Annotated in this window: 15 protein-coding genes; 9 read left to right on the forward strand and 6 right to left on the reverse strand. The window is 43.5% G+C overall.

Annotation, left to right across the window (positions count from 1 at the left end; all coding sequences use genetic code 11):
- Positions 1–317 precede the first annotated feature (317 nt).
- From HC965_RS18385 to HC965_RS18405, 5 genes are all read right to left on the reverse strand, one after another.
- Positions 318–3290 (reverse strand): sugar-binding domain-containing protein, encoded by a 2973-nt coding sequence (locus HC965_RS18385; protein ID WP_191032816.1) that lies wholly within the window; start codon positions 3288–3290, stop codon positions 318–320.
- Between the two features lie 26 nt (positions 3291–3316).
- The gene (locus tag HC965_RS18390; RefSeq protein WP_191032817.1) at positions 3317–4921 is read right to left on the reverse strand and encodes a RagB/SusD family nutrient uptake outer membrane protein; all 1605 of its coding nucleotides are present in this window, start codon (positions 4919–4921) and stop codon (positions 3317–3319) included.
- A gap of 18 nt (positions 4922–4939) precedes the next feature.
- Positions 4940–8071 (reverse strand): TonB-dependent receptor, encoded by a 3132-nt coding sequence (locus HC965_RS18395; RefSeq protein ID WP_191032818.1) that lies wholly within the window; start codon positions 8069–8071, stop codon positions 4940–4942.
- Positions 8072–8277: 206 nt separating this feature from the next.
- Entirely contained in the window at positions 8278–12591 is a 4314-nt protein-coding gene (locus HC965_RS18400) for a two-component regulator propeller domain-containing protein (RefSeq protein WP_191032819.1), read from the reverse strand.
- Between the two features lie 153 nt (positions 12592–12744).
- Positions 12745–14637, reverse strand: coding sequence for a rhamnogalacturonan lyase (locus HC965_RS18405; protein WP_191033157.1), 1893 nt, complete (start codon positions 14635–14637; stop codon positions 12745–12747).
- A gap of 222 nt (positions 14638–14859) precedes the next feature.
- Between HC965_RS18405 and HC965_RS18410 the strand changes: the two genes are divergently transcribed.
- The 7 genes from HC965_RS18410 to HC965_RS18440 all read left to right on the forward strand — a co-directional run bounded on the left by HC965_RS18410 (position 14860) and on the right by HC965_RS18440 (position 23308).
- Positions 14860–16326, forward strand: a complete 1467-nt coding sequence (locus HC965_RS18410) for a glycoside hydrolase family 28 protein (protein WP_191032820.1) — start codon at positions 14860–14862, stop codon at positions 16324–16326.
- Between the two features lie 53 nt (positions 16327–16379).
- The gene (locus tag HC965_RS18415) at positions 16380–16988 is read left to right on the forward strand and encodes a WG repeat-containing protein (RefSeq protein ID WP_191032821.1); all 609 of its coding nucleotides are present in this window, start codon (positions 16380–16382) and stop codon (positions 16986–16988) included.
- 37 nt (positions 16989–17025) lie between these two features.
- Complete coding sequence (locus HC965_RS18420) at positions 17026–18567, forward strand: rhamnogalacturonan lyase domain-containing protein (protein ID WP_191032822.1); 1542 nt, start codon at positions 17026–17028, stop codon at positions 18565–18567.
- Between the two features lie 32 nt (positions 18568–18599).
- Entirely contained in the window at positions 18600–19025 is a 426-nt protein-coding gene (locus tag HC965_RS18425; RefSeq protein ID WP_191032823.1) for a hypothetical protein, read from the forward strand.
- Between the two features lie 141 nt (positions 19026–19166).
- Positions 19167–20918 (forward strand): AAA family ATPase, encoded by a 1752-nt coding sequence (locus tag HC965_RS18430; protein ID WP_191032824.1) that lies wholly within the window; start codon positions 19167–19169, stop codon positions 20916–20918.
- Between the two features lie 1665 nt (positions 20919–22583).
- Complete coding sequence (locus HC965_RS18435; protein ID WP_191032825.1) at positions 22584–22910, forward strand: nucleotidyltransferase domain-containing protein; 327 nt, start codon at positions 22584–22586, stop codon at positions 22908–22910.
- Positions 22907–23308, forward strand: coding sequence for a HEPN domain-containing protein (locus HC965_RS18440; RefSeq protein ID WP_191032826.1), 402 nt, complete (start codon positions 22907–22909; stop codon positions 23306–23308). The genes HC965_RS18435 and HC965_RS18440 overlap by 4 nt, the downstream gene beginning before the upstream one ends.
- 21 nt (positions 23309–23329) lie before the next feature.
- Here the strand turns inward: HC965_RS18440 and HC965_RS18445 are convergent, their stop codons facing one another.
- Positions 23330–23983: an HAD family hydrolase gene (locus HC965_RS18445; RefSeq protein WP_191032827.1), complete on the reverse strand. Its 654-nt coding sequence runs from the start codon at positions 23981–23983 to the stop codon at positions 23330–23332.
- A 142-nt stretch (positions 23984–24125) separates the two neighbouring features.
- On the opposite strand from HC965_RS18445, the gene HC965_RS18450 reads away from it, so the two are divergent.
- A complete protein-coding gene (locus HC965_RS18450; protein ID WP_191032828.1) occupies positions 24126–24401 on the forward strand; it encodes a hypothetical protein in 276 nt (91 codons plus the stop codon).
- On the forward strand, positions 24391–24729 hold the full coding sequence (locus HC965_RS18455) for a type II toxin-antitoxin system RelE/ParE family toxin (RefSeq protein ID WP_191032829.1): 339 nt from the start codon (positions 24391–24393) through the stop codon (positions 24727–24729). The genes HC965_RS18450 and HC965_RS18455 overlap by 11 nt, the downstream gene beginning before the upstream one ends.
- Positions 24730–24732: the final 3 nt, after the last annotated feature.

Consider the following 24732-nt stretch of genomic DNA (forward strand, 5'->3'; position numbering starts at 1 on the left):
TACGAGATGCTCATCTGGTAGTGTATGAGATGCTCATCTCGTGCATGCAATCTAACTGAGATTTACACGCCGTCTCTTAATGAAACGCATGCTATCCCTTAATGAAGCACACGGTATCCCTTAATGAACAACAAGACAACTATAAACTGCTGACAAGTTAACAATTACTTCCTTTCCGTACAGATATGAAAATCCCCCTGTGGCAATACTGCCCAGGGGGATTTCTAGTGATAGTTCTAACTAATAATCAAGTCTATCCGTCAAACCTATTGAAAACTATTTATTGAGGGTAAAATTGTTCTTAAACTTTATCCGGCTTATTCAGTAAGAGTTTCCAAAAACTCCGCTTCGATAATTCTTAAATCACTCTTACTCTTGCTTTTCTTCGTTTGCAGTTCCATTTCATTGGCTGCCTTTGCTTCCACCTCAACGATTTGCCCGAAAGCATCCTGGTCGCTGGTATTACCTTTCAGGCGGATAGTAATTTGGTTGGATAGCACAGGCTTTTCTACATTCAAATGAATATATCCCAAGCTTTTGTCCGTATTACCACTCCATATCAGAGTCTTTCCGGCAAACACCTCTAACGGGTAACTGCGTGAACGCCATCCATTCAATTTCAGACAAATATCATCAATCTTGGCTTCTCTTTCAAGTGTATAGGTAATCCAGGCTGTACTAAGTTTCCCGTCATTTTGCCATTCGCTCAATTCGTTGTCATCAAAGCTCTTTTCTACGCTTGGGTTGTTGGCACCCGCTTTGGCAGATATGATTCTTACATCTCGCTTCGTATCTTTATAAGAAGGTGTCAGCGGTGTTTCACCTCTGTCCAGTCTTCCTTTCAAAGTGAATTGCGGCAAGTAATTACTCAATCCATTGGATACCTTCACCGGAATAGTTTCCATTGTAACGGTGGCGGCGGGAAGTTCTTCCGCTTTAGCGGTTAGTGTTATTTTCCCGGCTTGTGTGGTGCTACGGATAAGCGCACGGTTTACGCCACATTCTACCGGAAGATTCGTATCAAGGATATGATTATCCTTTCCCTGTGCGATACCACCACGCCATTCGGCATTGCCTTTTAAATCAAACCGGATAGTACGATTATCCAACGGACAACGTTTACCGTCCTTATCCACTACTTCTACCTGTATCAATGCCATATCTGCCCCGTCGGCATGGAAACCTTCCGGACTTTGCATCACCGAAAGTTTCAGTTTGACAGGCTCACCAACAGTAGTCACTGCATAACGACTGATTTCTTTTCCTGCTTTATTGTAGCTGACAGCTTCCAGTTTTCCGGGCTTGAAAGCCACATTATCGAATGTGAACAGGAAATTGGATTCACGCTTACCTTTACCCAAAGACTCACCGTTCAGAAGAAGTTCCACGGTTTCACCGGTAGAAACGACATGGATAGGTTTTACAGTCTTTTCAGGATAGTTCCAGTGACCGATAATATAAGTTTGGTCGGCTTCAGTATCTACCCAACCGTTCCACATCACCTGATGGGCAAAGAAAGCATCCTTCTCAATACGCATCGGGTCTGTCACACCACTGCGACGATAATTCTCCTCTCCGCGATAATGAGTATTGGTATCCGAGAAGATGATTTTCGTACCACCCGAACTGACACGGCGGCCTGTTCCCGGACGTTCACGCCAATAGTCATACCAACGACGTATCATTTCTATGGCGAGCATATCCTGATTATGGTTGTAATCAGTAGCAGGTTTCCCCCGATAAAGCGGGCCGGCACCTTCCTTATGGAAAGGAAAGCTGTATTCATCCCAATATTTGCGTAATCCCTCGTCTCGACAATATTCCGTAGCCCACATCGGATGATGCATACTCTTATTAATATACAGCATTTCGCCCCCATATTCAGCTTCACGTATATCCAGCATTTCGCGTGAGCCGATAGCACGTCCGCCGAAAGGATCGTATTTGTCACGTACAGCCTTCATTTCAATCATATGCGCACGGCTAATAGCCTTATTGCCACATTCATAAAACAAAATACTCGGATTATTCCGGTTGTATATAATAGCGTCCCGCATCAACTCGACACGATGTTCCCATTGACGGCCTTCGCGGTCTTTTTCCGCATCTCCGGCAGGCATAGCCTGAATCAAGCCGACACGGTCGCAGGATTCCACATCCTGTTTCCAGGGGGCAACGTGCATCCAGCGAACCAGATTGCCGTTACTTTTCACCATTAAGTCATTCGAATAATCGCTCAGCCAGGCAGGAACAGAAAGACCGACTGCCGGCCATTCGTTGCTGGTGCGTTGCGCATATCCTTTCATTTGGATAACACGGTCGTTCAGCCATACCTTACCTTCCGCAAAACGTGTTTTACGGAATCCGGTGCGGGTATCCACTTCATCAAATACTTGATTCTGACTATCTTTCAGAATAGTCTTTACTGTATAAAGATAACCGTATCCCCAACTCCAAAAATGAAGATTACCGACTTTCGAAGCCGCTTTGACAGTCTTAGTCTCTCCGGCTTTCAACGTCACTTTTTCTCCTTCAAAGCTTTTCACTTGCTTGCCGTCCGCATCCGATACGATGACCTGATAACTGAACTGGCGCGGTTCGCGGCTGTCGTTTCTTACTTCTGATTCGGCATGAATCGTTGCCGTACGTCCTTTCACATCTATGTCTTGGGCATAGACATATACCCCCGTCGTTTTCAGATTACTATATAAAGGGAGTGTCTGATAAACCTCATCCATGACATATAAAAAGACATTCTTGGGGATACCACCGTAATTGGCATTAAAATTACGGTCGTTCCATTGAAACTTGGAGTTAGTGCCTTCTTCCCGATACATCCAGTTATTATCCGTGCGCACAGCGATTACATTGTCTCCTTCCTTCATATAAGGAGTCAAATCAAAACCGACTGCCATTACACCGTTTTCGTGTCTTCCCAGATAATGTCCGTTCAGGTAGAAATCACCCCGTTGGCGTACCCCTTCGAATTCGACAAACACTTTCTTCTTGCCCGAAGCAGCCGGGATTTGAAAATGCTTACGATACCATACAATAGTATCTGTCAGTTGCTCAATGGATAGTTTGAAAGCTTCATCTTCATTGAAAGCATGGGGTAGGGTGACCGCTTTCCACCGGCTGTCGTCATACTTGGCTTTCTTTGCTTCGGGGAAGTCTCCTATTTGCAGACGCCACTCACTGTTGAAATTGTATTTCTTACGTTCGAAAGCCTGTCCGTCCATTACGGACAGTGCCGCAAACAGGAATACAAAAAAGAATAGTTTGTGATTCATAATTTGATTCTGAATGATATAAAATTTTAGTTATAACCTTTATTCTGTTCATACAAGCCTTCTTTGACCTTCATCTGTGAATCCGGTATCGGATAAATATAGCTGTATTTGGTCACAAGTTTGGCTAAATCGTATGTCTCCGGTTTCGTGATGTTTCCATTGGCATCGGAGCCGTTTCGCTTGAATACATTCTGTAATACCTCTACGTATCTGTTTTGGCGTACCAGGTCGTGCCAGCGGATACCTTCGGATGCCAGTTCGCGGCGACGTTCGATGTCTACCGAATCAGCGAAGTTCTCAGGCGTAATATCATCATCCAACGCATCCAGTCCGGCGCGTGTACGGATTTTGTTCACCATCTCTTTGCCCTTGGAAGTAGGGCCGGTTATTTCAGCATACATCAGCATCACGTCTTCCAGGCGGATTAACGGATAGTTGATAGGGAAATACGTGCGGTCGGCTATTTGTCCGTCGATATCCTCGAATCCCAGCAGTTTACGCTTCATCTTATGTTCGAAGAACTTCAGGAAGAAGTCGCCACCGGTATAAGGAGTACCATCTTCGTCTACAAATTCAGAGGTATTGATAGTACCCACACAACGTTTGTCTATATAGGCTCCGTTTTCATCCGTCTGTTTGAAGATGGCATCCAGTTGGTCTTCACACCATATTCTGTTACCGGACATTTGGATGGCGGTATAAGAAGTATTGACAGCCGGAACGGAGTTGAATACCATCGGATTGCCATAGTTCTTGGCTGCAATATACTGAATCTCGAATATGTGATACTTATTGTCATTGTCGCTAATCCATACTTTTATCCATTCGTCGGCGGTGCTTGCCCAATATTTGTTGTTACCGAAAGCATAGTCGATAACCTCGTTGAACAATCCTTCGGCTAATGCCTTTTTGGATTCGTCCTGTACGGGATAGCCCGCCATTGTCAGATATACGCGGCCTAATAAAGATTTTGCCGCAATGAGGGTAGCCCGTCCGGCGGAAGCGCTGTTTCCCAGATAGTTCAGTGGAGTATCCACCAGTTTCTTTACGGCATCTTCCAAATCCGGTACGATAACTGTCTGATATACATCCGCTTCTTCAGATTGCTTGATAGCCATTGCTTCGTTGACAGATACCGGTTCGAGTACGATAGGGATACGCCCGAAATAACGAACCAGGTCGAAGTAGGCTAATGCCCGCAAGAATTTGGCTTCACCGATAAACTGGTTCTTGATGGCATCCGAAGAGAAAGTAACCCCGTCCGTTTTGCTAAGGAACATATTCGCACGGGCTACGATTTCATACAAATCGTTCCATGCTCCCGAAAGGGTGCTGATAGTCGAAATATTCGGGTTGAACGTTCCTATATCAATGTAGTCACGTTGTTTGTCGGTAGTCTTGTCTACCCATGCATTGTCCGAACGCACTTCAGACAATAACCAGGAATAATCCGAGATGGGGAGCAATCCGTTATAGATACCTATCAATGCCTGTTCCATTTCGCTGGGAGATGAATAGAAATAATCCGTAGTTCGCGTATCGTTCGGCTCCACTTCCAGCCAACTTTCGCAAGAAGATAATGCCAATGTCAGGGCTAATCCCCCACATATAAGATAATTGTATAGTTTCATAATTTTAGTTCCTTTCAATTAGAATGTAACATTAACTCCCAAAGTAACCACTCTCGCTTGCGGATACGAACCGTAGTCATAATCTCCGGTCGAGCCGCCATTGTTGGCTTCAGGTGAGAATCCGCCTTCGTACTTATCCCACATCAGGAGATTTTCGCCGGATATATAAACACGGGCGTTTTGGATAAACTTTTTCTTGAACGGGATGCGATAACCCAGCGTCACGCTTTTCAGCTTGATAAAGTCGGTGCTGTACAGCCAACGGCTGTCGTAGAATTGTCCGGTATTTGCGTTATCGATACCCGGAGTCTTTCCGTCACCCGGTTCGGCTTCCGATTTCCACATATTTTTCCAGTGCGAAAGCACATTGCCGTTCGCTCCCATACCCGGACGGTCCATGGCACGTCCTAATACACTGTAGATGTGTCCGCCGGTTTGTGCTGTAATCAGGACAGACAAATCGAAGTTCTTGTATTTGAAGGTATTAGTCATACCGAACGTATAGTCCGGGTCAGGTTTGCCCATCAGTGTACGGTCACTGTCGCTGATATATCCGTCTCCGTTTGAATCCCGGTAACGTACATCGCCCACTTTCGTGTTCTGCATGACAGGATACTTCTTCAGGTCAGCTTGTGTCTGATAAACGCCGACTGCGTCGTACATATAGAAAGACCTCAACGGTTGGCCTACCATGAATACCTGTGTAGTGCCGTCATATCCGGTAAATACAGTGCTGTTGTCATCTCCCAGGCTCAATACTTTGTTCTTATTGTAAGAGACATTCAGCGAAGTTGTCCATTTGAGTCTTCCGGTCAGGTTTTGGGTGGTAACTTCCAGCTCAAATCCTTTGTTGCGGATAGAACCGATATTCCCCCATGCTTTTGTAAAACCTAGCAGGGCAGGAACAGTAACCTGATACAATAAATCTTTGGTTGTCTTTACATAATAGTCCGCAGAAACAAAGATGCGGTTGTTGAACAATCCCATGTCGAACGCAATATTCCAACTTTCCGTCTTTTCCCAGCCGAGGTCGGGATTAGCCAGTGAGGTGGGTGCGAATCCGTTGATGATGCTTCCCGATGAATAGTTGGCACTACTCAGGCGGGCAAGAGCCGTGTTTGTAGGGATGGAGTTGTTACCGTTAGCTCCCCAGCTACCACGCAGTTTCAAAGAACTCAGAAAGAAATCTTTCGGCCAGAACTTCTCGTTAGAGATACGATAGGCAGCGGATACAGCCGGGAATATACCCCAACGGTTATCCTTTCCAAAGCGGGATGAACCATCCCGGCGGATACTTGCAGTCAGCAGATAACGGTCGTCATACTCATACTGCATACGTCCGAAGTAAGACATAAGACGGGAAGGAGTGGAGAGTGAAGCGGTAGCCGCTGTCAATACGACATCCGACATATCAATCACTTCCAGTGAATTGTCCGGGAACTGCGTAGCGGACAATTTCATGGATGAACCACCCGAGCTTTCCATAGAATAACCGGCCATCGCTCCGACGGTGTGTCTTCCGAATGTCTTGTTATAATTCAAGACTCCTTGCAGCAGGAATTTGTTGCTGCGTGTTTCCGAACGGCTGGCTGTGGTTCTGTAACCTTCAACGTCAGTACGGTACTTGGTAATCGTACTCGGAACAAACGAACGGCTTTGTGAACTGCCGAAATTATAAGAGCCTGTCACTTCCGCTTTCAGTCCGTCCCATATATCCGCTTTGATATATGCGGAAGAACTCAGACGAACGCTTTCACCACGGTTCTTTACATGTTCCATGTAGGCAACCGGACTGATTTTGCTGGAACTGGTCCAACGATAGTAACCATAAGCCCCCGCACCTGTATAGATTCCGTCTTCCGGTTCAGCCAGCGGAGCCATTGTGAGCACGTTGGTCGCCTGGCGGTCTTTGCCGTCTACACGTCCCCCTTCGTTCCAACTGGCGGACGGAGCAAGATTGACTCCCACGGTGATACGGTTGAGAATCTTCGATTCCACATTCGCACGCAAGTTCAGTCGTTTATAGTTACTTTCGATAGCGATACCTTCCTGGTCTGTATATCCTAATGATACACGATATTTCGTATTTCCACGTCCGCTGGATAAAGACAACTGGTAATTCTGTATCGGAGCCAGCCGGAAGAACTCATCCTGCCAGTCGATTAGTTTCAGATTGCCATATCCCGGCTCTGTCCATCGAGGGTCATTCAGAAAGTAATAACTCTCTTTTCCGCCAATCATGGCGAGACGGGTAGCGTAATCATCCTCGATGGTTGCCCCTTTGCTTCCGTATTGGGAAATATACCGGTTGTTATTGTAAGCGGTGCGGAACTCAATCCACTCTTCCGGTGACAGAATATCGACTTTTCTTTCCAAAGACTGGATGCCGAAAGAAGCCTGGAATTGCACTCTTACCTTTTCATCTGTTCCGGCTTGCTTGGTTGTAATCAAGACAACGCCGTTCGCACCCCGCGAACCGTAGATAGCGGAAGAAGAGGCATCTTTCAATACCTCGATAGATTGTATATCTCCCGGGTTTAGGCTGCCGAGGTCATCCGCCGGGATACCGTCTACCACATAGAGCGGAGTAGCGTCCGCATTGATGGAAGCCGCTCCGCGCACACGGATTTGAAGTTCCGAACCGGGTTCACCGGTAGTACTGCGTACTTCCACACCTGCCAGTTGCCCTTGCAGGGAAGCAGCGATATTGGTACTTGCCCGGTCTTCCAGTTTCTCCGCACTTACTTTAGCGATGGCTCCCGTCACGTTTCCTTTCTTGGCGCTACCGTAACCGATAGCCACCACTTCGTCCAGCGCAACGGCAGATTCTTCCAGTTTGATGTGAAGTGTCTTATCAGAGATGGTTACTGTCTGGGTGGTATATCCGATGAAAGATACTTCCAGCAGTTTGGCACTTTTGGGGGCGGAGAGTACGAACTTTCCGTCCAGGTTGGTGATAGTCCCCTTAGCGGTTCCTTTTACAGTGACGTTTGCACCGATAATCGGTTCATCTTTTTCATCTACCACTACACCTGTCACCGTCCGGTTTTGTGCGAACGACAGAGTAGATTGTAATACGAACAGAGTCATTAAAAAGAGATATTGGAATCTTCTTTTCCGACTGCCATTTCCATGCAAAATGTTTTTCATGTCAATATATCTAAGTGATTAATTTTTGATGCAAAGGAAGCATATCGCTTAAAAAACGTCCCCGAGATTCGTACAGAAAGGATGTAATATTATACTATCCGTCTAAAAATAACCTTGAAATACGTACGCGACTACCTACAATGATACAAAGCCGCCCTTTTCATCGGAAAAATGCGACTTTGTACATGGAAGGTAACTCATAAGTTCTATGCCTGATTTTCGTCCGTTGCATCTTCGTCCGTGGCTGCGTCCGCAGGAATCTTCCCCTTGTTTTTCTGATAAATGGAAGGAGCTACGCCGAATTGGTTCTTGAAACATTTACTGAAATAATACGGGTCGTTAATCCCGACGCTATAAGAAATCTCGGATACGGTGAGGTCTTCGGTCAGCAGCATCTCCGCAGCTTTCTTCAGGCGTATGACACGCAGGTATTCATTAGGCGAATATCCGGTGACTCCACGCACTTTCTTATAGAATACGGTGCGTCCCAATCCCATCAGATTAGCGAAATCATCAACGGTAAATTCCGCTTCCGTCATATGCTCGTTAATAATCTCATTCAACTTCGCCGAGAATTTCTGGTCTTTACTGTTCGTGCAGATGACGGAATGTACCAGCCCCGGTTCATTCGAATACTTCTGACGTAACTTGTCCCGTTGCTCTATCAGCTTGAATATCCTGGCAAGCAGCAGTGATACGCTGAAGGGCTTTGTAATATACGCATCCGCCCCTGATTCGATACCTTCCTGATGCTTTTCTTCCATTCCGAGAGCAGTCAGCAATATAATAGGTATATGGCTGGTGGCAAATTCATTCTTCAGCTTGCGGGTTACTTCAAATCCATTCATTCCCGGCATCAGTACATCACAGAGAATCAGGTCGGCATCATACTTCTGTGCACGTTCCAGTCCGCTGATACCATCCGCTTCGGCCACAACTTCAAAATACCGCCCGACTTCTTCTTTCAGAAACTCGCGCACATCATGGTCGTCTTCAATAATCAGTACTTTCCGTTTATTCAATGGGTCTACAGGTGGTTGGAAAGTCTCTTCCAACTTCTCTTCGGTGATGAAATCCTTGTAATGCTGTTCATCCTCTTCAACCAACAGTTGGTTTGGAATCAGAAAGTCTTTCTCCTGATACACATCGGCATCGGTCGGCAGCGTGACCGTAAAGACGGACCCGCCGCCTTCATTCTCATCATAGGTGATGCTACCCTTGTGCAGATTGACAAGCTCATGCGTCAGGTGAAGCCCTACTCCGACACTGCTGTGCGAGAAACTGCTCTGCATAAACCGCTTGAACAGTTCGGCACGCTTCTCTTTCGGGATGCCGATACCATTGTCAATCACCCGGATACGAAGCTGCTTCTTATCTTCGAGAATATCCACCTTGAAGGTAATCTTACCATTGGAAGGCGTATATTTAAAGGCGTTCGACAACAGATTGTAAGTCACCTTATCCAAATTTCCCTTATCAATAAACATCTTACAGGCAGGCTGTGAAGGCTCGAAGTTGAAATCCATATTCTTGGATTCGCTCGTATCCTTGAAACTGAGGAATATCTCGTATAAGAAAGCGATGACATCCGTCTCTTCGAGAGACAGAGCCAGCTTGTTCTTCTGCATCTTTCTGAATTCCAGTAACTGGTTGATAAGGCGCAACATCCTCTTGGTGCTCTTATCCATCGTTCTCAAGGGACGTTGCATCTCTTTCGGAGGATTCTCGATGCTGACCAGTTTGTTCAGTGCTCCCTGAATCAGTGTGAGCGGAGTACGGAACTCATGCGATATATTGGTAAAGAACTCCAGCTTGAATTCGGTCAACTGATTTTCTACCGAAATGCGGTTGCGCAACCTGTTGAAGTTCCGGATAATACGGAAACTGAAATAACCGGCAAATCCAATCAGAATGATATAGAGCAGATAAGCCCAGGTCGTCTGCCAAAAAGGAGGTGCAATGACTATATCCATCGCACTCTCTTCTCCCCAAATTCCGGCTACATTGCAAGCCTTTACCAATAACTGATAGTTGCCCGGCGGCAGATTACGATAGGTCGCAAGGTTCTGACTGGAGGGGACACTCCATTCCGAATCATACGGTTCGAGCCGGTAAGAGTACTTGGAAGAACCGCTCAGGAAGTTGAACGTAGAGAAGGCGACAACGATTGAATTCTGATAATGTTTCAGATTTAACTGATGCGTGTATGACATTGTTTCGTGCAGGGGAGAGTCTTCCATGCCGGGAAGCATATACGCGCCATTGATATGGAGTCCGGTAAAGACAGTCGATACCGGCTTCTCCATGTTCTCCACTTTTCCGGCATCGAGGGCTACGAGTCCGTAGTTTGTGCCGAATAATAAACGTCCGTCGATACTGATGCAGGATGTATTCTCGGAATACACATTGCCCAGTGTATAAGAAGAGAAGAAGTAATTTTCTATTTGCTTGGTGTTGGGAGTAAAACGGGAGATGCCGTACTCGGTGGCAATCCATAACTTATCATCTTTGTCCTGTACGATAGACTGTATCACACCGTTAGTCAGCCCGTCCTTGATTCCGTAGCAGTCGAAAGTCAGGTGCTCATAGTTATTTCCCGGACGGCAGACCGCAAATCCGGTTCCCGATGTTCCAATCCACATATTTCCTTTTTGGTCGTTCAGGAAACAACGGATTTCGTTGCTGGGGAAAGTTTCCTTTACATGATTATAGAGGACATAGTTTTGCGGTGATTGTATCAGCGAGTCGGGATGGAAGATGTAAATCCCGTTATTCGTACCTACCCACATCATTCCGTTTTGGTCTTCCTGTATGACGCGTACCCGCTTCTCGCCATAACTGTCTTGCAGGAAATGCTTGAATTCATAGCCGTTTCCGGTTTTTACGGCGAGGTTCAGCCCGCCGCCGAATGTGGCTATCCACATTCTTCCTTTACGGTCGCGATAGATGGAATATACGTTATCATTGGATAAGGAGTTCTTGTCCTTACTGTTATACCGGTACCATTGATTAGCCCCTACACGCAGACCGATGCCACGCATACCCAACCAAAGTTGCCCTTCCTCGTCTTCACACATACTGTACACGTTGTGAGAGAATTCCTCTTTATGAAGCATGGTTTTCAGACCGGAATCATACTTGTATAATGCTCCCATCCGGTTCGCCATGTAGACATTGCCATTCTTGGTGCGTAGCAACATACGTATGGTATTCGAACGGTCGGAACTATTTTCTCCATTCGGATAGATACGCATAGTTCCCTTGTTCAGAATTTCGAGATGTGATAAGCCGGAAAATTCGGAACTCACCCAAATGCCACCTGAACGGTCTTCAATGATATATTGCAGGTAATTGGAGTTGATATGGCTTGAATGGCCTACTTCGAAGGTGAAGTGCTGCAAGTCTCCGGTATTGAGGTCGTATGCGTACAATCCGTTTCCGTAAGTTGTAATCCATATAATATCACGGGAGTCGTGGATGATGGAATACCGTTCCACATCAATATACCCCACGTGTTCGGGCGATAGGAAGCGGAAGGATTTTATATCTCCCGTTGTCCGGTTGACATACCATACATTGCCTGTGTAATTATGTACCCATACATTCATTTTATTATCTCTGACAACTGCCCCGTTTTTGATATTCAGTGAAGAATAACGGCGCAATTTCCCGGTGGGAATATCCAGTGCATAACTACCGTTGGGGGTAAATAGAATCCATTCCTGTTGCAGGCAGAAACTTCCGGTGACGTTGCCCACATCTCCAAGCTCGGTTAGCGAAGCCACTTTCTCCAGTTGGTTGCCGGAAGAAGTGTAACGGTAGATTTCGTTTTTGTCGGTAATCATACAAGTGTACTGCCCGACAGAAGTGATGTGCTCCCATCTTTGCCCTTTGGTATCTAATGATTCCATCTTGCCCGCATGGTATTTCCACAAGCCCTGCCGTGTACCTATCCATATATGTCCCGGAGTAACTTCGTTCTCATATACAAATTGTACCTCATTGGTCGGCAGGTTACCCAACTCCTTTTGATAAGCTTGTGAAGAAAAATTGCCGTTTTCATAAACCACGCGGCGGCAACCGTTTTGATTGTGCCATAACCAAATGGACTGGTCGGATGCAATAAACTTTTTAGAATACGCCTGTTTGTATTCGCCGCAACCTGTGAAATCGACAAAACAACCGTGCTTCAGGTCATAACAACTGTAAATAGACGACAGGGTGGCAATCCATAGAAAGCCGTTCGCGTCTTCTTCTATGTTTCTGATACGCGGGTCTGCCAATGAGATAGGCAGATTCGGGTCGGGATAGATGCTGACGAAAGAGTTCCCGTCATAATAACTTAATCCGTTGACCGTTCCCATCCAGATAAATCCTTTGCTGTCCTGTTGCATATACCGGATGGAATTATTGGCTAGTCCATCCCCCGTTGTCAGCTTATTTGAACGGACTTCGACAGATGCCGATAGCGGGCAAAGATAAAGATATAAGAATGTTAATAGTAAAAGTGCCTTTCTCATACTGGATTTATATGTGTTATTATAGAAGCAAAGATAGTATTTTTTCGTAATTCATCTATATTCTTGAGACGCTTTTGCCCCTGATATAATTGAATATATCAGGGGCAATCAGAAGCGGCGTATCTACTTTGTTCAATTTCTTTCCATAAGGTGTTATTTGAATTTATATCCTCTGAAAGTACCTTTCAAGTCCGGTCCGAAATAGAATCCGGGTTGTGTAGGCTGATTGTAGCCTACGTTTTGCGTTGCTATGCTAATGCGGTATATCGGGTCTTCCAGGAATGTATGGAATCTGTATTCTGTCGGCACGGGCGATACGTAGAGCCGCAGGGAAGTGTTGTCTTCTGTGCGCATCAGTACTTCTTCGCGCCAGTCGCCTATGATGTCGCCTTGAAGACAAGGATTTGATTTGGTTCCGTTGTTGGAAACAGCTCCCTCGAACCTGACTAACGGATTGACTTTTTTCTTGTTCCAATCGTATTTGCTGATAATATTCTTGTCCAGAAGTTCGCGAAGCAAATCCCCGTCCCACCAGACAGCCATATTCGTCGGCATTCCTCTTAGTTTGGGGGCGATGACTTCCCCTTTCACATTACGGATGCCGCCGGACTCTCCCGACCACATTTCCACTCCCGGTTGGGTAGGGTCGATATCAGCCGCCATGCAACGGCCTACATCATGGTCACTCTTAATCTGCAACAGAATTTCTCCGGTAGCCGCATCACGATAGGTAGAACCGTCTCGCTTGTTCTCGTGGCAGTCCCATACTTGCAGACCTTTGCGGGAAGGGTCGAAATGGGTGAGATGAATTGCATCCCCGTGTCCCATTCTGGTAGAATATAATCCTTTGCCGTCATGGTCTATGGCACATGAACCATATATGATTTCATCGCATCCGTCACCGTCCACGTCTCCTACACGAAGATTGTGGTTGCCTTGTCCGGCATAAGCCTCACAACCGGGATTGTTGGTGTCGAACACCCAACGCTCTTTCAACTCCTTTCCGTTCCAGTCGAAAGCAGCCAACACGGTGCGCGTATAATAACCGCGACACATTACAACACTTGGATGCACTCCGTCAAGATAGGCAACACAAGCCAAAAAACGGTCGCTGCGGTTGGCACGGTTGTCTCCCCAGTCTTTTAAGTTGCCCCGTTGCGGGATATAATCTATGGTACTCAAGGCTTCTCCGGTTAGTCCCGAAAACACTGTCAGGTATTCTTTACCTTTGAATATACGTCCTTGATTGACTGTTTTGTTCTTTCTTTTGTCCAATGAGCCGGCTTCGCGATAGTCCGCCCGGGCGTCACCGATAACGTTTCCTTTTCCGTCTACCGTTCCGTCGGCCGTTCGTATCACGATTTCCGCTTTGCCGTCACCGTCGAGGTCGTAAACCATAAACTGGGTGTAGTGTGCTCCGGCACGTATGTTCTTTCCCAGGTTGATACGCCACAAATGGCTTCCGTTCAGCTTGTAGCAATCTATATAGACTTCTCCCGTGTAGCCGTCGTGCGCATTGTCATGCGAATTGCTCGGGTCCCATTTCAGGATAATCTCGTATTCTCCGTCACCATCGACATCGCCGATGCTGGCGTCATTCGGGCTGTATGTATAGGAATCTCCGGCAGGAGTTACCCCGTCTGCCGGTTTTTGCAAAGGAATATTGAGATAGCCTGTCGGAGCATCGGCAGGGAGCGTATAACTTCCGTCGATATGGTGAGTCTCTTTCCCTTTCAATACAGGGCGTACTTCATAGACTACGGCGTTCTTGCTTTTGTTACGGTCGCGATACATCGTACTGACGTCTACGGGCTTTTCAGTTATTTTCTTGCCATCCCTGTACACATTGAAGGCGGTTTTGATGGGGTCGGAAGATAAGTATCTCCATGAGATTACTACATCCGATTCGTTTTCACGGATAGCTATGACTCCCCGGTTCAGCTTCTCCCGTTGCATTTTGGAGTAGTTGTAATCAGGTTGTGCTATGGCTGTTGATACGGAGCATACCAATAAGATACCTAATACTTGTTTGATGTGTTTCTTCATTTCTATATCTGGTAAAACTAAAATTTTATATACTGCAAAAGTAGCTTTCTTTTCAGAGTAAGGGATAGAAAAATGTACGGAAAGCATGGAATAACTATGATTATTGTTCATTTTCTTAGATTTAAGTACACAGGATACGATAATCTATGCTTTACGTACATCTGTACATTTCCGCTTGTATGGAACGGCGTAATTTAGCAACGTGAAATTTAATACATGCATATGAAGTATCTTTTATCTATCGTACTATTGGCTTTCATAGGACTTAGTACTCCAAGAAAAACGACTCCTGCCTCTTATGACTGGGGCGAAGTTCCGGTGCAACCCAATTTGTCATGGGCTCAACAGGTGGGCGCATTAAAGACGCCTGCAACAACACAACTGAATGCTGTACATTTCGGCTTACAAAACGATACGTCTGTTCTGAACACATATCCTATTCAACTGGCTATTGATTCCTGTAACCGGATGGGTGGGGGAACGGTAGTGATTCCGGCAGGTACTTACCACATCGGGGCCTTATTCATCAAGAGCGGTGTAAACCTTCATCTTTCCAAAGGAACTACATTGGTAGCCAGCGAAGCGATTTCCGATTATCCTGAATTTCCTTCCCGTATCGCAGGTATTGAAATGGTCTGGCCTTCTGCCGTCCTGAATATCCTGGATGCGGAGAATGCAGCCATCACCGGAGAAGGAGTCATCGACTGCCGGGGAAAAGTCTTTTGGGATAAATACTGGAAGATGCGTGAGGATTACGAAAAGAGAAATCTTCGTTGGATTGTAGACTATGACTGCAAGCGGGTGCGGGGAATTCTTGTCTCAAACAGCAAGCATATCACCTTGAAAGATTTCACATTGATGCGCACCGGCTTTTGGGCTTGCCAAATACTATATTCCGACCAATGTTCCGTAAATGGTGTTACTATAAACAATAACATCGGCGGACATGGCCCGAGTACGGACGGCATCGACATAGACTCGTCCACCAATATTCTGATAGAAAACTGTGAAGTAGACTGCAACGATGATAATATCTGTATTAAAGCCGGACGGGATGCGGATGGCTTGCGTGTGAACCGCCCCACGGAAAATGTGGTAGTGCGTAACTGTACCGCCCGTAAAGGCGCGGGACTCATCACTTGTGGCAGTGAGACTTCCGGCAGTATCCGCAATGTACTGGCATATGACTTGAAAGCATCCGGCACCGGTTCTGTACTCCGTCTCAAATCTTCCATGAATCGTGGTGGGACAATAGAGAATATCTATATCACCCGTGTGGAAGCCGACAGTGTTTCCAATGTGCTGGGTGTGGACTTGAACTGGCATCCGAAATACAGTTATTCGGAATTGCCTGCAGAATATAAAGGAAAAGAAATCCCGGCACATTGGAAAGTGATGCTGACTCCGGTAGAACCGAAAGAGAAGGGGTATCCTTATTTCCGTAATGTCTATTTCTCTCATGTAAAGGCGGAAAGAGCCAAACGTTTTATTGCCGCTTCAGGATGGAACGATACCTTGCGCATTGAAAACTTCTACATTTCAAATGTCAATGCCCAAGTGAAATCAGCCGGAAAAATTGTATATGGCAAGAACTTCCAGTTGAGTGATATTCGTTTGGAAGTGGAAGATAAAAGCCGGGTGAAACAGGAGCACAATGTCGATAGTAAAATAGAAATCAGTTATCAATAAGAGACGTTTATCCTATTATTTCAGTAATAAATAACCTTTTAAATCTATGCTATATGAAAGCAAGAATTATTTTAATGATATTATTACCTCTTTCAGCATATCTGTTTGCTCAAGATTCAAAATTGTATATATATTATCCTGACTTTACAAAGGATGAGTCAGTAGCAGGTTTTATGGATGCCAATGGGAAAATTGTTATACCTGCTGGGAAATATGCAGATATTTATACCGCTGAATTTGATAAAATCGCATTTGTAGCCATTAAGGATAAAAAAGGTATTTATGCTATTGATAGAAATGAGCACATCCTATTTCAAGTTTGTAATTATGAAGTCTTACCTGATAGAATATCTAATGGTCTGTTTCGGATTATTGAAAATGGCAAAATCGGATTTGCAAATATGAATGGGCAAATTGTTATTAAACCTCAGTTCTGTTTTGTCTATCCTTTTCAGGAAAATGGATATGCAATATTCTGTAAAGATGGTATTTGGGTAAAAGTAGATAATGAACATACTGTGGTGAAAGGAAAATGGGGAGCTATTGATAAAAAGGGTACGATTATTATTCCTGCTATTTATGAAAATGGGACAGAACATCATTTGAAAAAGGACGGGAAAAGATATGTGCTAAATGGCAAAGGAGAATTAGAATTGAAGTGATTAAAAAGTTTTGTTGCTCTATCATACACTTTATATTATGAAACGTATTTTTCTTTTTCTTTCTTTTATAGGAATATTTATCTCCCTGTCAGCAACGAATTACTTTGTTGCAACGAATGGAAATGACTCTGATAGTGGAACGATTGACAAACCTTTCGCCACTTTGAGTAAGGCACAATCGAAAGTAGTAGCCGGAGATACGGTTTATATCCGTCAGGGAATATACAAGGTGACGGAAGCCGAAGTGATGGAACACTATACGGCGGGAAGCACTACCTGGAGCCGTGTATTCAAGATGGATAAAAGCGGAACGAGCGCGGATAAACGAATCTGCTATTCCGGCTATAAGAATGAACATCCGGTATTCGACCTTTCAGAGGTGAAGCCCGTCAACGAACGGGTTATTGTATTTTACGTCAGTGGCTCGTACCTGCATTTCAGAAATATAGAGGTGACAGGTACGCAAGTAACCATCACAGGACATACACAGTCAGAATGTTTCCGTAACGAAGGGGGAAATAATAATATCTATGAACGCTTATCCATGCATGACGGCATGGCTATCGGATTCTATATCGTGAAAGGCAAAGACAACCTCGTGCTGAACTGTGATGCGTACAATAACTATGACCCTGTATCCGATAGCGGCAGGGGTGGAAACGTTGACGGATTCGGCGGACATCTTGTCTCTCCGCAATACACGGGCAATGTATTCCGGGGATGCCGTGCGTGGTACAACAGTGATGACGGATTCGACTTGATTAATTGTCAGGCCGCTTTCACCATTGAAAATTGCTGGTCTTTCCTCAATGGTTATAAGACTGATAATACAGGTGCAGGAGACGGCACAGGATTTAAAGCCGGTGGATATGGTATGAGTGATGCTCCTAAAGCTCCCGAAGTCATTCCGATGCATATCGTTCAGTTCTGTTTGGCATATAAGAATAAAAATAAAGGGTTCTATGCCAATCATCATTTGGGCGGAATAGTCTGGTACAACAATACAGGTTATCAGAACCCATCCAATTTCTGTATGCTGAATAGGAAAACTGTGTCCGAAGCGGTTGATGTGCCGGGCTATGGTCATATCATCAGGAATAACTTGTCTCATAAGCCGAGGTCATCGGGAAAGCATATCATAGATGTTAATCAGGTAGAATGTGAAATCACCAATAACTCTTTTCTCCCGGTAGATATGGCTGTGGCGGATGATGATTTTATTAGCTTGGATGCTTCTCAGCTTACCTTATCCCGTAAAGCAGACGGCAGTCTCCCGGATATAGATTTTCTGCGGTTAAAAACGAATAGCAAATTGTATGACACTGGAATGGGCTGCTTTGTTGGAGCAGGAAACAAAGATGCTGTTTACGATTGGTTGGAAGAAGCCGCTATCCTTGTTGAAGGAAATATTGCCAGAGTTGTAGGTGTCGGAGCGGAAACATTTACGAGATTCTATGTTAATGGAAAAGAGAACTCATTATCTGAAGGACAAATAGATTTGTCTCCGTATAGAGGGGAGATAGTTTTAAAAGCGACAACAGATGATGGGGGAATTGCTAAACTGAAAATTGTCAGATGATGCAGGAATATGTAAACTTATAAAATAGTAAAATGATGATAACCGGAAAATTGAATATATTTGGGAAGACAATAACTGTCATACTATTGCTATGTGCTTTTATCACTTCATGCAGTAAAGAGGAAATTCCAGCGGGAGAATCCGATGTAACTGTATATCCCCATTTCATTTGGGACATTACCGTCGAACTGGAACAGCCGAATAACTGGTGTGTAACCGTATTCACCGAAAAAGTTGCCATAACTAATATTGCAGAAGGAAAACAATACCTGCTGACATGGAAAGGCGGACTTACGACCGGACAAAAAACGGATGCTATCCTTAAAACGATTGTCCGGAATGAACAAACCAAAATAACGGAGCTGGATATTCTTGAGGTAAAAGATTCCGATAATGGTATTTATGAACTATTTTTTCGTGGTGGCGGACGTAAGGGGGAGATTGTGTTTACGAAATAGAAACAAATCATGTCAGGGATAATTTTCCCTTTGTGAAAGAGTAAACCAAAAAGGAAGTGCTTTTGTTTGTGAGAATGGCAGAAAGAGATTATCTTTGTTTCTGTCATTTGCAGAGTACTTATTTCATTAAAGCATAAAGTAATGGAAAAATATTTATTTCCGGACAGAAAGCGCATTCCTTACGGTATGATGAACTTCGCATTAATTCGTCGTGAAGACTATTATTATGTTGACAAAACCCATTTCATACCTCTAATAGAACAGGCAGACCGTTTCTTTTTCTTCATCCGCCCCCGACGCTTCGGCAAAAGTTTGACGCTGAATGTGCTACAACACTATTATGATGTGCGTACTAAAGACAAATTCGATGAACTCTTTGGAGATTTATATATAGGCAAGTATCCCACGCGTGACCGTAATAGTTATCTGGTGCTTTATCTCAATTTCTCCGGTATCGTCGGTGAACTGAGTAACTACCGTGAAGGACTGGATGCGCATTGCCAAATTTGTTTTGACTATTTCTGCGAAGTCTATGCCGACCTTCTGCCGCAAGGCATCAAAGAGAGACTGGACGAAAAGGATGGGGCAGTCAATCAGCTCGACTTTCTTTATCATGAGTGTGAACGTGCCGGTCGGGATATTTATCTTTTTATCGATGAGTACGACCACTTCACCAACGCTATACTTTCCGACCCCGAAAGCCTGTATCGCTATACCAACGAAACACATGGCGAAGGTTATCTCCGTGCCTTCTTCAACAAGGTTAAGGCAGGAACCTATTCCAGCATCAAACGCTGTTTCATAACGGGTGTCAGCCCCGTGACGATGGACGATTTGACTAGTGGATTCAACATTGGTACCAATTACTCGCTCACATCCGAATTTAACGAAATGATGGGATTCACTGAAGGGGAAGTGCGCGAAATGCTGACTTACTATTCGACAAACAGCCCTTTCCGGCATACTGTAGACGAACTGATAGGAATAATGAAGCCGTGGTATGACAACTATTGTTTTGCGCAGGAATGCTACGGTGATACCACAATGTATAATTCTAATATGGTGCTCTATTTTGTTAAGAACTATATAATGAGTGGCAAGGCGCCACGAGATATGGTAGAAGATAATATCCGTATCGATTACGAAAAATTGCGTATGCTCATCCGAAAAGACAAGGAGTTTGCCCATGATGCTTCTGTTGTCCAGACTTTAGTAAGTCAAGGTTATATTACCGGAGAGTTAAAGAAAGGGTTCCCTGCTGTCAGCATCACCAATCCTGATAACTTTGTGAGTTTGCTCTACTATTTCGGTATGCTCACTATCAGCGGATTACATAGAGGAGAGACTAAACTGACCATCCCTAACCAAGTGGTGCAGGAGCAGCTTTATACCTATTTGCTGAATACATACAATGATGCAGACCTGAGTTTTAGTAGCTACGAGAAGAGTGAACTTTCCAGTCGACTTGCCTACGACGGCGACTGGAAAGCTTATTTCAGTTATATTGCCGACTGTCTGAAACGCTATGCTTCCCAACGTGACAAACAGAAAGGGGAATTTTTCGTCCACGGCTTCACTCTTGCCATGACAGCTCAGAACCGCTTTTATCGTCCTATCTCTGAGCAAGACACGCAAGCGGGTTACGTTGATATATTCCTATGCCCTTTGTTGGATATTTATTCTGATATGACGCACAGTTATATTGTAGAATTGAAGTATGCAAAATACAAGGACCCTGAAAACCGTGTGGAAGAACTGCGTCGGGAAGCTATCGAGCAAGCCAACCGCTATGCGGAAACGGAGACTGTGAAACGGGCTGTCGGCACTACGAAACTGCACAAGATTGTGGTGGTATATAAAGGGATGGATATGTCGGTGTGTGAAGAAGTCTGACCCCGTATTGAGGATTGTATAAAAGGGAAAGCAGTCTGAAATCGTATCTTTGCAACAATTAGAAGTATCGGCAATAAAAGACGGTCGCTATTCTGTATAGATATGAGCTAAACGAGACTAACTTTCATGTCATAACACTTTTAAAGTTTGAAAACGCAAAAACATCTTGCACCTTACACTAATCGGGCTCATTTATTTGATATACAACCATTTAATACAGTGCAAGATACAGTGGAAGATGTGTGTAAGATACTTTTATCTTGCACGTTATCTCGCGATTACTTATTGGCTCATATCCGATTGACGGCTGTTTTATTTTGTTTCAAGCGCTTGAAACAAACTGTTTGCAGGCTTGAAACAAACTGTTTCAAGGCGCTAAACACTTTGTTTCGCTATAGAGAATACTTTGTTTCGCGGCACAAAACAGATTGTTTACCGGTATGAACAAGGCATTCATGTATAGATTCGGTAAATTACTACATATCTTCTATAAATATGCCTAGATAAATGATAGGGCGACATATAACAAAATTAAGACGGAACAGTGTGTAAGATACCTTTATCTTACACGTATCTGCAACTGTATCTTACACTGCATTAAATGGTTGTATGTCAGATAAATGAGTCCGATTAGTGTAAGGTGCAAGATGTTTTTGCATTTTCAAACTTTAGAGAACGGATATTGTGATTTAATTCAAAACAGTAAGAAATGAACTAAATTATAAATTAAGGATTAGGCACGGATTACGCGGTAGCTTTGCGCACTCACTGCGCTAGAACTGTGAAATCCGTGTAATCCGTGCCTAAAAAGAATCATAAGCATTTGGTTCATTTCCCCTATCATAATGAACATTTCAACTAAATAGCAAAAGAACCACTAAAATCAGGATGATACAAGTTGATAAAATCTTTTTCGTGACTGAATTGAAGTTACCAAAATCGTCAGATAGACGCTTAATAAATTAAACATATACTACTTCTTTGAAAAAACGGCTTATGCATGAATATATCAGAAAAATATAATTATATTTGCGGAGTATCTTCTTAGGAGGATGCGTTTTTTATTATTGGAGATAGCGTTTTTTATTGTCTGCTTTAGAAAATCTGGTAAATTTTTGTGTTCGCAGATAATAAGTGACCGTTCTCCACGTCCATGTTGTATATATTCTTGTTATATACCTCAACGGGCGTGGAGCTATTACTTATTATTCGAGCACGGGCTTACCAGAGCCTTCTAGAGGGTAATATACTAATAGTTTCCGCGCCTTTTTTATTGGCATTGCGGTAAACCAATAAATTATTTAACATTGAGAATATGGGCATAATTAGTGATTTTAAAGTGTTTTTCTATTGGCACAAAATGCTTGCTTACTTATTAGCATTAGGTTACATAGTACTAATTTTTATAATATTTGTACTGTCGTTGATAATTGCACAGCAGAATGAAGATATCAATATGCTAAGAGATGTTGATGATAACCAATACAATACCCAAACAGAACAATATTTTAATAAACGGAAATATGAAAAGGAATATCACTTTATACACATTAATCGTAGATAATAACTAAGTATGAGTTCTTGGCAAGAGCAATTTCTTCGTAAGTCATATTTGTTGAATTGATATTTATCGTATATTTGTAAAAGAGTAAAGGAGAAACAAATATGAAAAGTAGTCATGCAAATAAAGTATTAGAGTCTATTAAGCAGACATTAACGGAGCATTTGCCAAAAGGAGGAAAAGCGTTGTTGTTTGGTTCTCAAGCTCGTGGGGATGCACGGGTTGATTCTGATTGGGATATTTTGATTATTTTAGATAAAGAAAAACTGGAGTCTGAAGATTATGATAAGGTAAGTTTCCCATTAACTATGTTGGGATGGGACTTGGGAGCGCGGATTAATCCGATTATGTATACCGTGAAAGAATGGGCTGCAAGTTGCATTACCCCCTTTTATAAAAATGTAGAACAGGAAGGAATTGAATTGATATGAAATTGACAGATGAAGAACGCAATTCTTTAGTAATATTGCAATTAGAGAAAGCTAAAGTATTTCTAAAACAAGCAGATGAAATGTTTGATATGAAGTATTGGGATATTGCTTCCAATAGATACTACTATGCATGTTTTCATGCAGTTCAAGCCTTGTTAATACAAAATGGATTGTCATGTAAGACTCATGATGGATTGATAGCTTGCTTTGGTTTGAATTTTATAAAAACTGGTAAAATAAGTTCACGTTTGGGAAGTTTTTTGGCACGTATGGAACAATTGCGGCAGAAAGGAGATTATAATTGCATTTATTCAATATCGGAGGATGAAATCAGTACGATAAAGGCTCCGGCAAGAGAACTTATTGAAACTATTGAAGTCCTGCTTGCCGAATTATAATTATTTTAGTAAAGGCTATCATCACAAAAGAACCAATTCTTTAATCTTTTCAGCAGCATCTGCTATATATGCCGGATTAAACTCTTCCAGTTCACTCTTGGGACGAAATCCCCATGTCACTCCGCAAGCGGTAACTCCTGCGTTGGCAGCCGTTTGCATATCTACTCCCGAGTCGCCTATATAGAGAACATCTTTTTTTTCTACATTAGCCAGTTGTAATATATCAAAGACAATAATCGGGTCAGGTTTAACATTCACCCCTTCCCGTTGACCGAATACGGCAGTAAAATGAGTTTCGGGAAAGTAGTGGGCAACAAGCTTTTCGGTAGCAGCCTGATATTTATTGGAAGCTACGGCAAGCTGAACTCCTTCGGATTGCAAATAGGATAATAGTTCAGAAATACCCGGATAAGGGCGGCTGTCATCTGCATTATGAATGTCGTAATGAGGAACAAATTCATTGCGTACGCGACGAACATTTTCTTCTGTCTTTTCTCCTTCGGGCAGTGCACGTTCAAATAGTTTGTTGACCCCGTTTCCTACCATGAAGTTATACTTTTCTATCTCATGTGTGGGGTATCCCAGTTTATTTAAAGCGTAGTTGGTACTGTGTGCCAGGTCGGCGATAGTATTCAGTAATGTACCATCCAAATCGAATATTGCTAGTTTTTTCATTGCGGTTTGGGCTTGTTATTAATCCTGTATTTATAATCTTTCTGTGTACAAAGATAGGAATAAAAAACGGATAAATGAACCTGTTTCCGGTTACTTTCGTTATCTTTGTACTTACTTAAATGAAAGAAGAAAGGAGATAACAATGGACAATTCAATGGAACTGGAAGCATATAAAGCAGAATTGGCCCGTGAGATACTAATGTCGAATAGTCGTCAATTACTGGATAAGGTGAAGATGGTGCTTCATAGCGAATCATCAACTAATGTAAATGTTGTGAAAGAAGATTGTGAAGAATATAAACCTCGAACCAAAACAGAGGTATTGAGTGACTTGAGGGAAGCGTGTGAGGAAGCCCGGCTGATACGCGAAGGAAAGGCGAAAGGGATTTCAGCAGAAGATTTACTTAATGAATTGTAATATTGTAGCTACCTCTTTATTTAAGAGGGAATTGAAAAGATTGAGCAAACACTATAAATCAATGCAACAGGATTTTGCTGATTTACTGGACTCATTAAGGCAGAATCCACAGCAGGGAGTTGATTTGGGTAAGGGACTGCATAAAGTACGCATGGCAATCTCTTCCAAAGGGAAAGGCAAAAGTGGCGGAGCAAGAGTCATTACTCTTACAGCATTAATCTCAAAAACAGATACTAACATTGTTCTTCTGACTATTTACGATAAATCTGAATGTGAGAATCTCACAGACAAAGAATTGGCGGATATTGTGAAGAAGAGCAGTTTATAAGAT

Origin of the sequence: Bacteroides sp. GM023, assembly GCF_014750685.1 — a bacterium.
Lineage (GTDB): Bacteria > Bacteroidota > Bacteroidia > Bacteroidales > Bacteroidaceae > Bacteroides.

What these genes read in the sequence shown, in the direction of transcription:
- HC965_RS18430 (WP_191032824.1), top strand. Translation starts at nt 19,167, where the DNA reads ATGGAAAAATATTTATTTCCGGACAGAAAGCGCATTCCTTACGGTATG.
- HC965_RS18425 (WP_191032823.1), top strand. Translation starts at nt 18,600, where the DNA reads ATGATGATAACCGGAAAATTGAATATATTTGGGAAGACAATAACTGTC.
- HC965_RS18445 (WP_191032827.1), bottom strand. Translation starts at nt 23,983, where the DNA reads ATGAAAAAACTAGCAATATTCGATTTGGATGGTACATTACTGAATACT.
- HC965_RS18395 (WP_191032818.1), bottom strand. Translation starts at nt 8,071, where the DNA reads ATGAAAAACATTTTGCATGGAAATGGCAGTCGGAAAAGAAGATTCCAA.
- HC965_RS18450 (WP_191032828.1), top strand. Translation starts at nt 24,126, where the DNA reads ATGGACAATTCAATGGAACTGGAAGCATATAAAGCAGAATTGGCCCGT.
- HC965_RS18415 (WP_191032821.1), top strand. Translation starts at nt 16,380, where the DNA reads ATGAAAGCAAGAATTATTTTAATGATATTATTACCTCTTTCAGCATAT.
- HC965_RS18385 (WP_191032816.1), bottom strand. Translation starts at nt 3,290, where the DNA reads ATGAATCACAAACTATTCTTTTTTGTATTCCTGTTTGCGGCACTGTCC.
- HC965_RS18440 (WP_191032826.1), top strand. Translation starts at nt 22,907, where the DNA reads ATGAAATTGACAGATGAAGAACGCAATTCTTTAGTAATATTGCAATTA.
- HC965_RS18390 (WP_191032817.1), bottom strand. Translation starts at nt 4,921, where the DNA reads ATGAAACTATACAATTATCTTATATGTGGGGGATTAGCCCTGACATTG.
- HC965_RS18410 (WP_191032820.1), top strand. Translation starts at nt 14,860, where the DNA reads ATGAAGTATCTTTTATCTATCGTACTATTGGCTTTCATAGGACTTAGT.
- HC965_RS18435 (WP_191032825.1), top strand. Translation starts at nt 22,584, where the DNA reads ATGAAAAGTAGTCATGCAAATAAAGTATTAGAGTCTATTAAGCAGACA.
- HC965_RS18455 (WP_191032829.1), top strand. Translation starts at nt 24,391, where the DNA reads ATGAATTGTAATATTGTAGCTACCTCTTTATTTAAGAGGGAATTGAAA.
- HC965_RS18420 (WP_191032822.1), top strand. Translation starts at nt 17,026, where the DNA reads ATGAAACGTATTTTTCTTTTTCTTTCTTTTATAGGAATATTTATCTCC.
- HC965_RS18405 (WP_191033157.1), bottom strand. Translation starts at nt 14,637, where the DNA reads ATGAAGAAACACATCAAACAAGTATTAGGTATCTTATTGGTATGCTCC.
- HC965_RS18400 (WP_191032819.1), bottom strand. Translation starts at nt 12,591, where the DNA reads ATGAGAAAGGCACTTTTACTATTAACATTCTTATATCTTTATCTTTGC.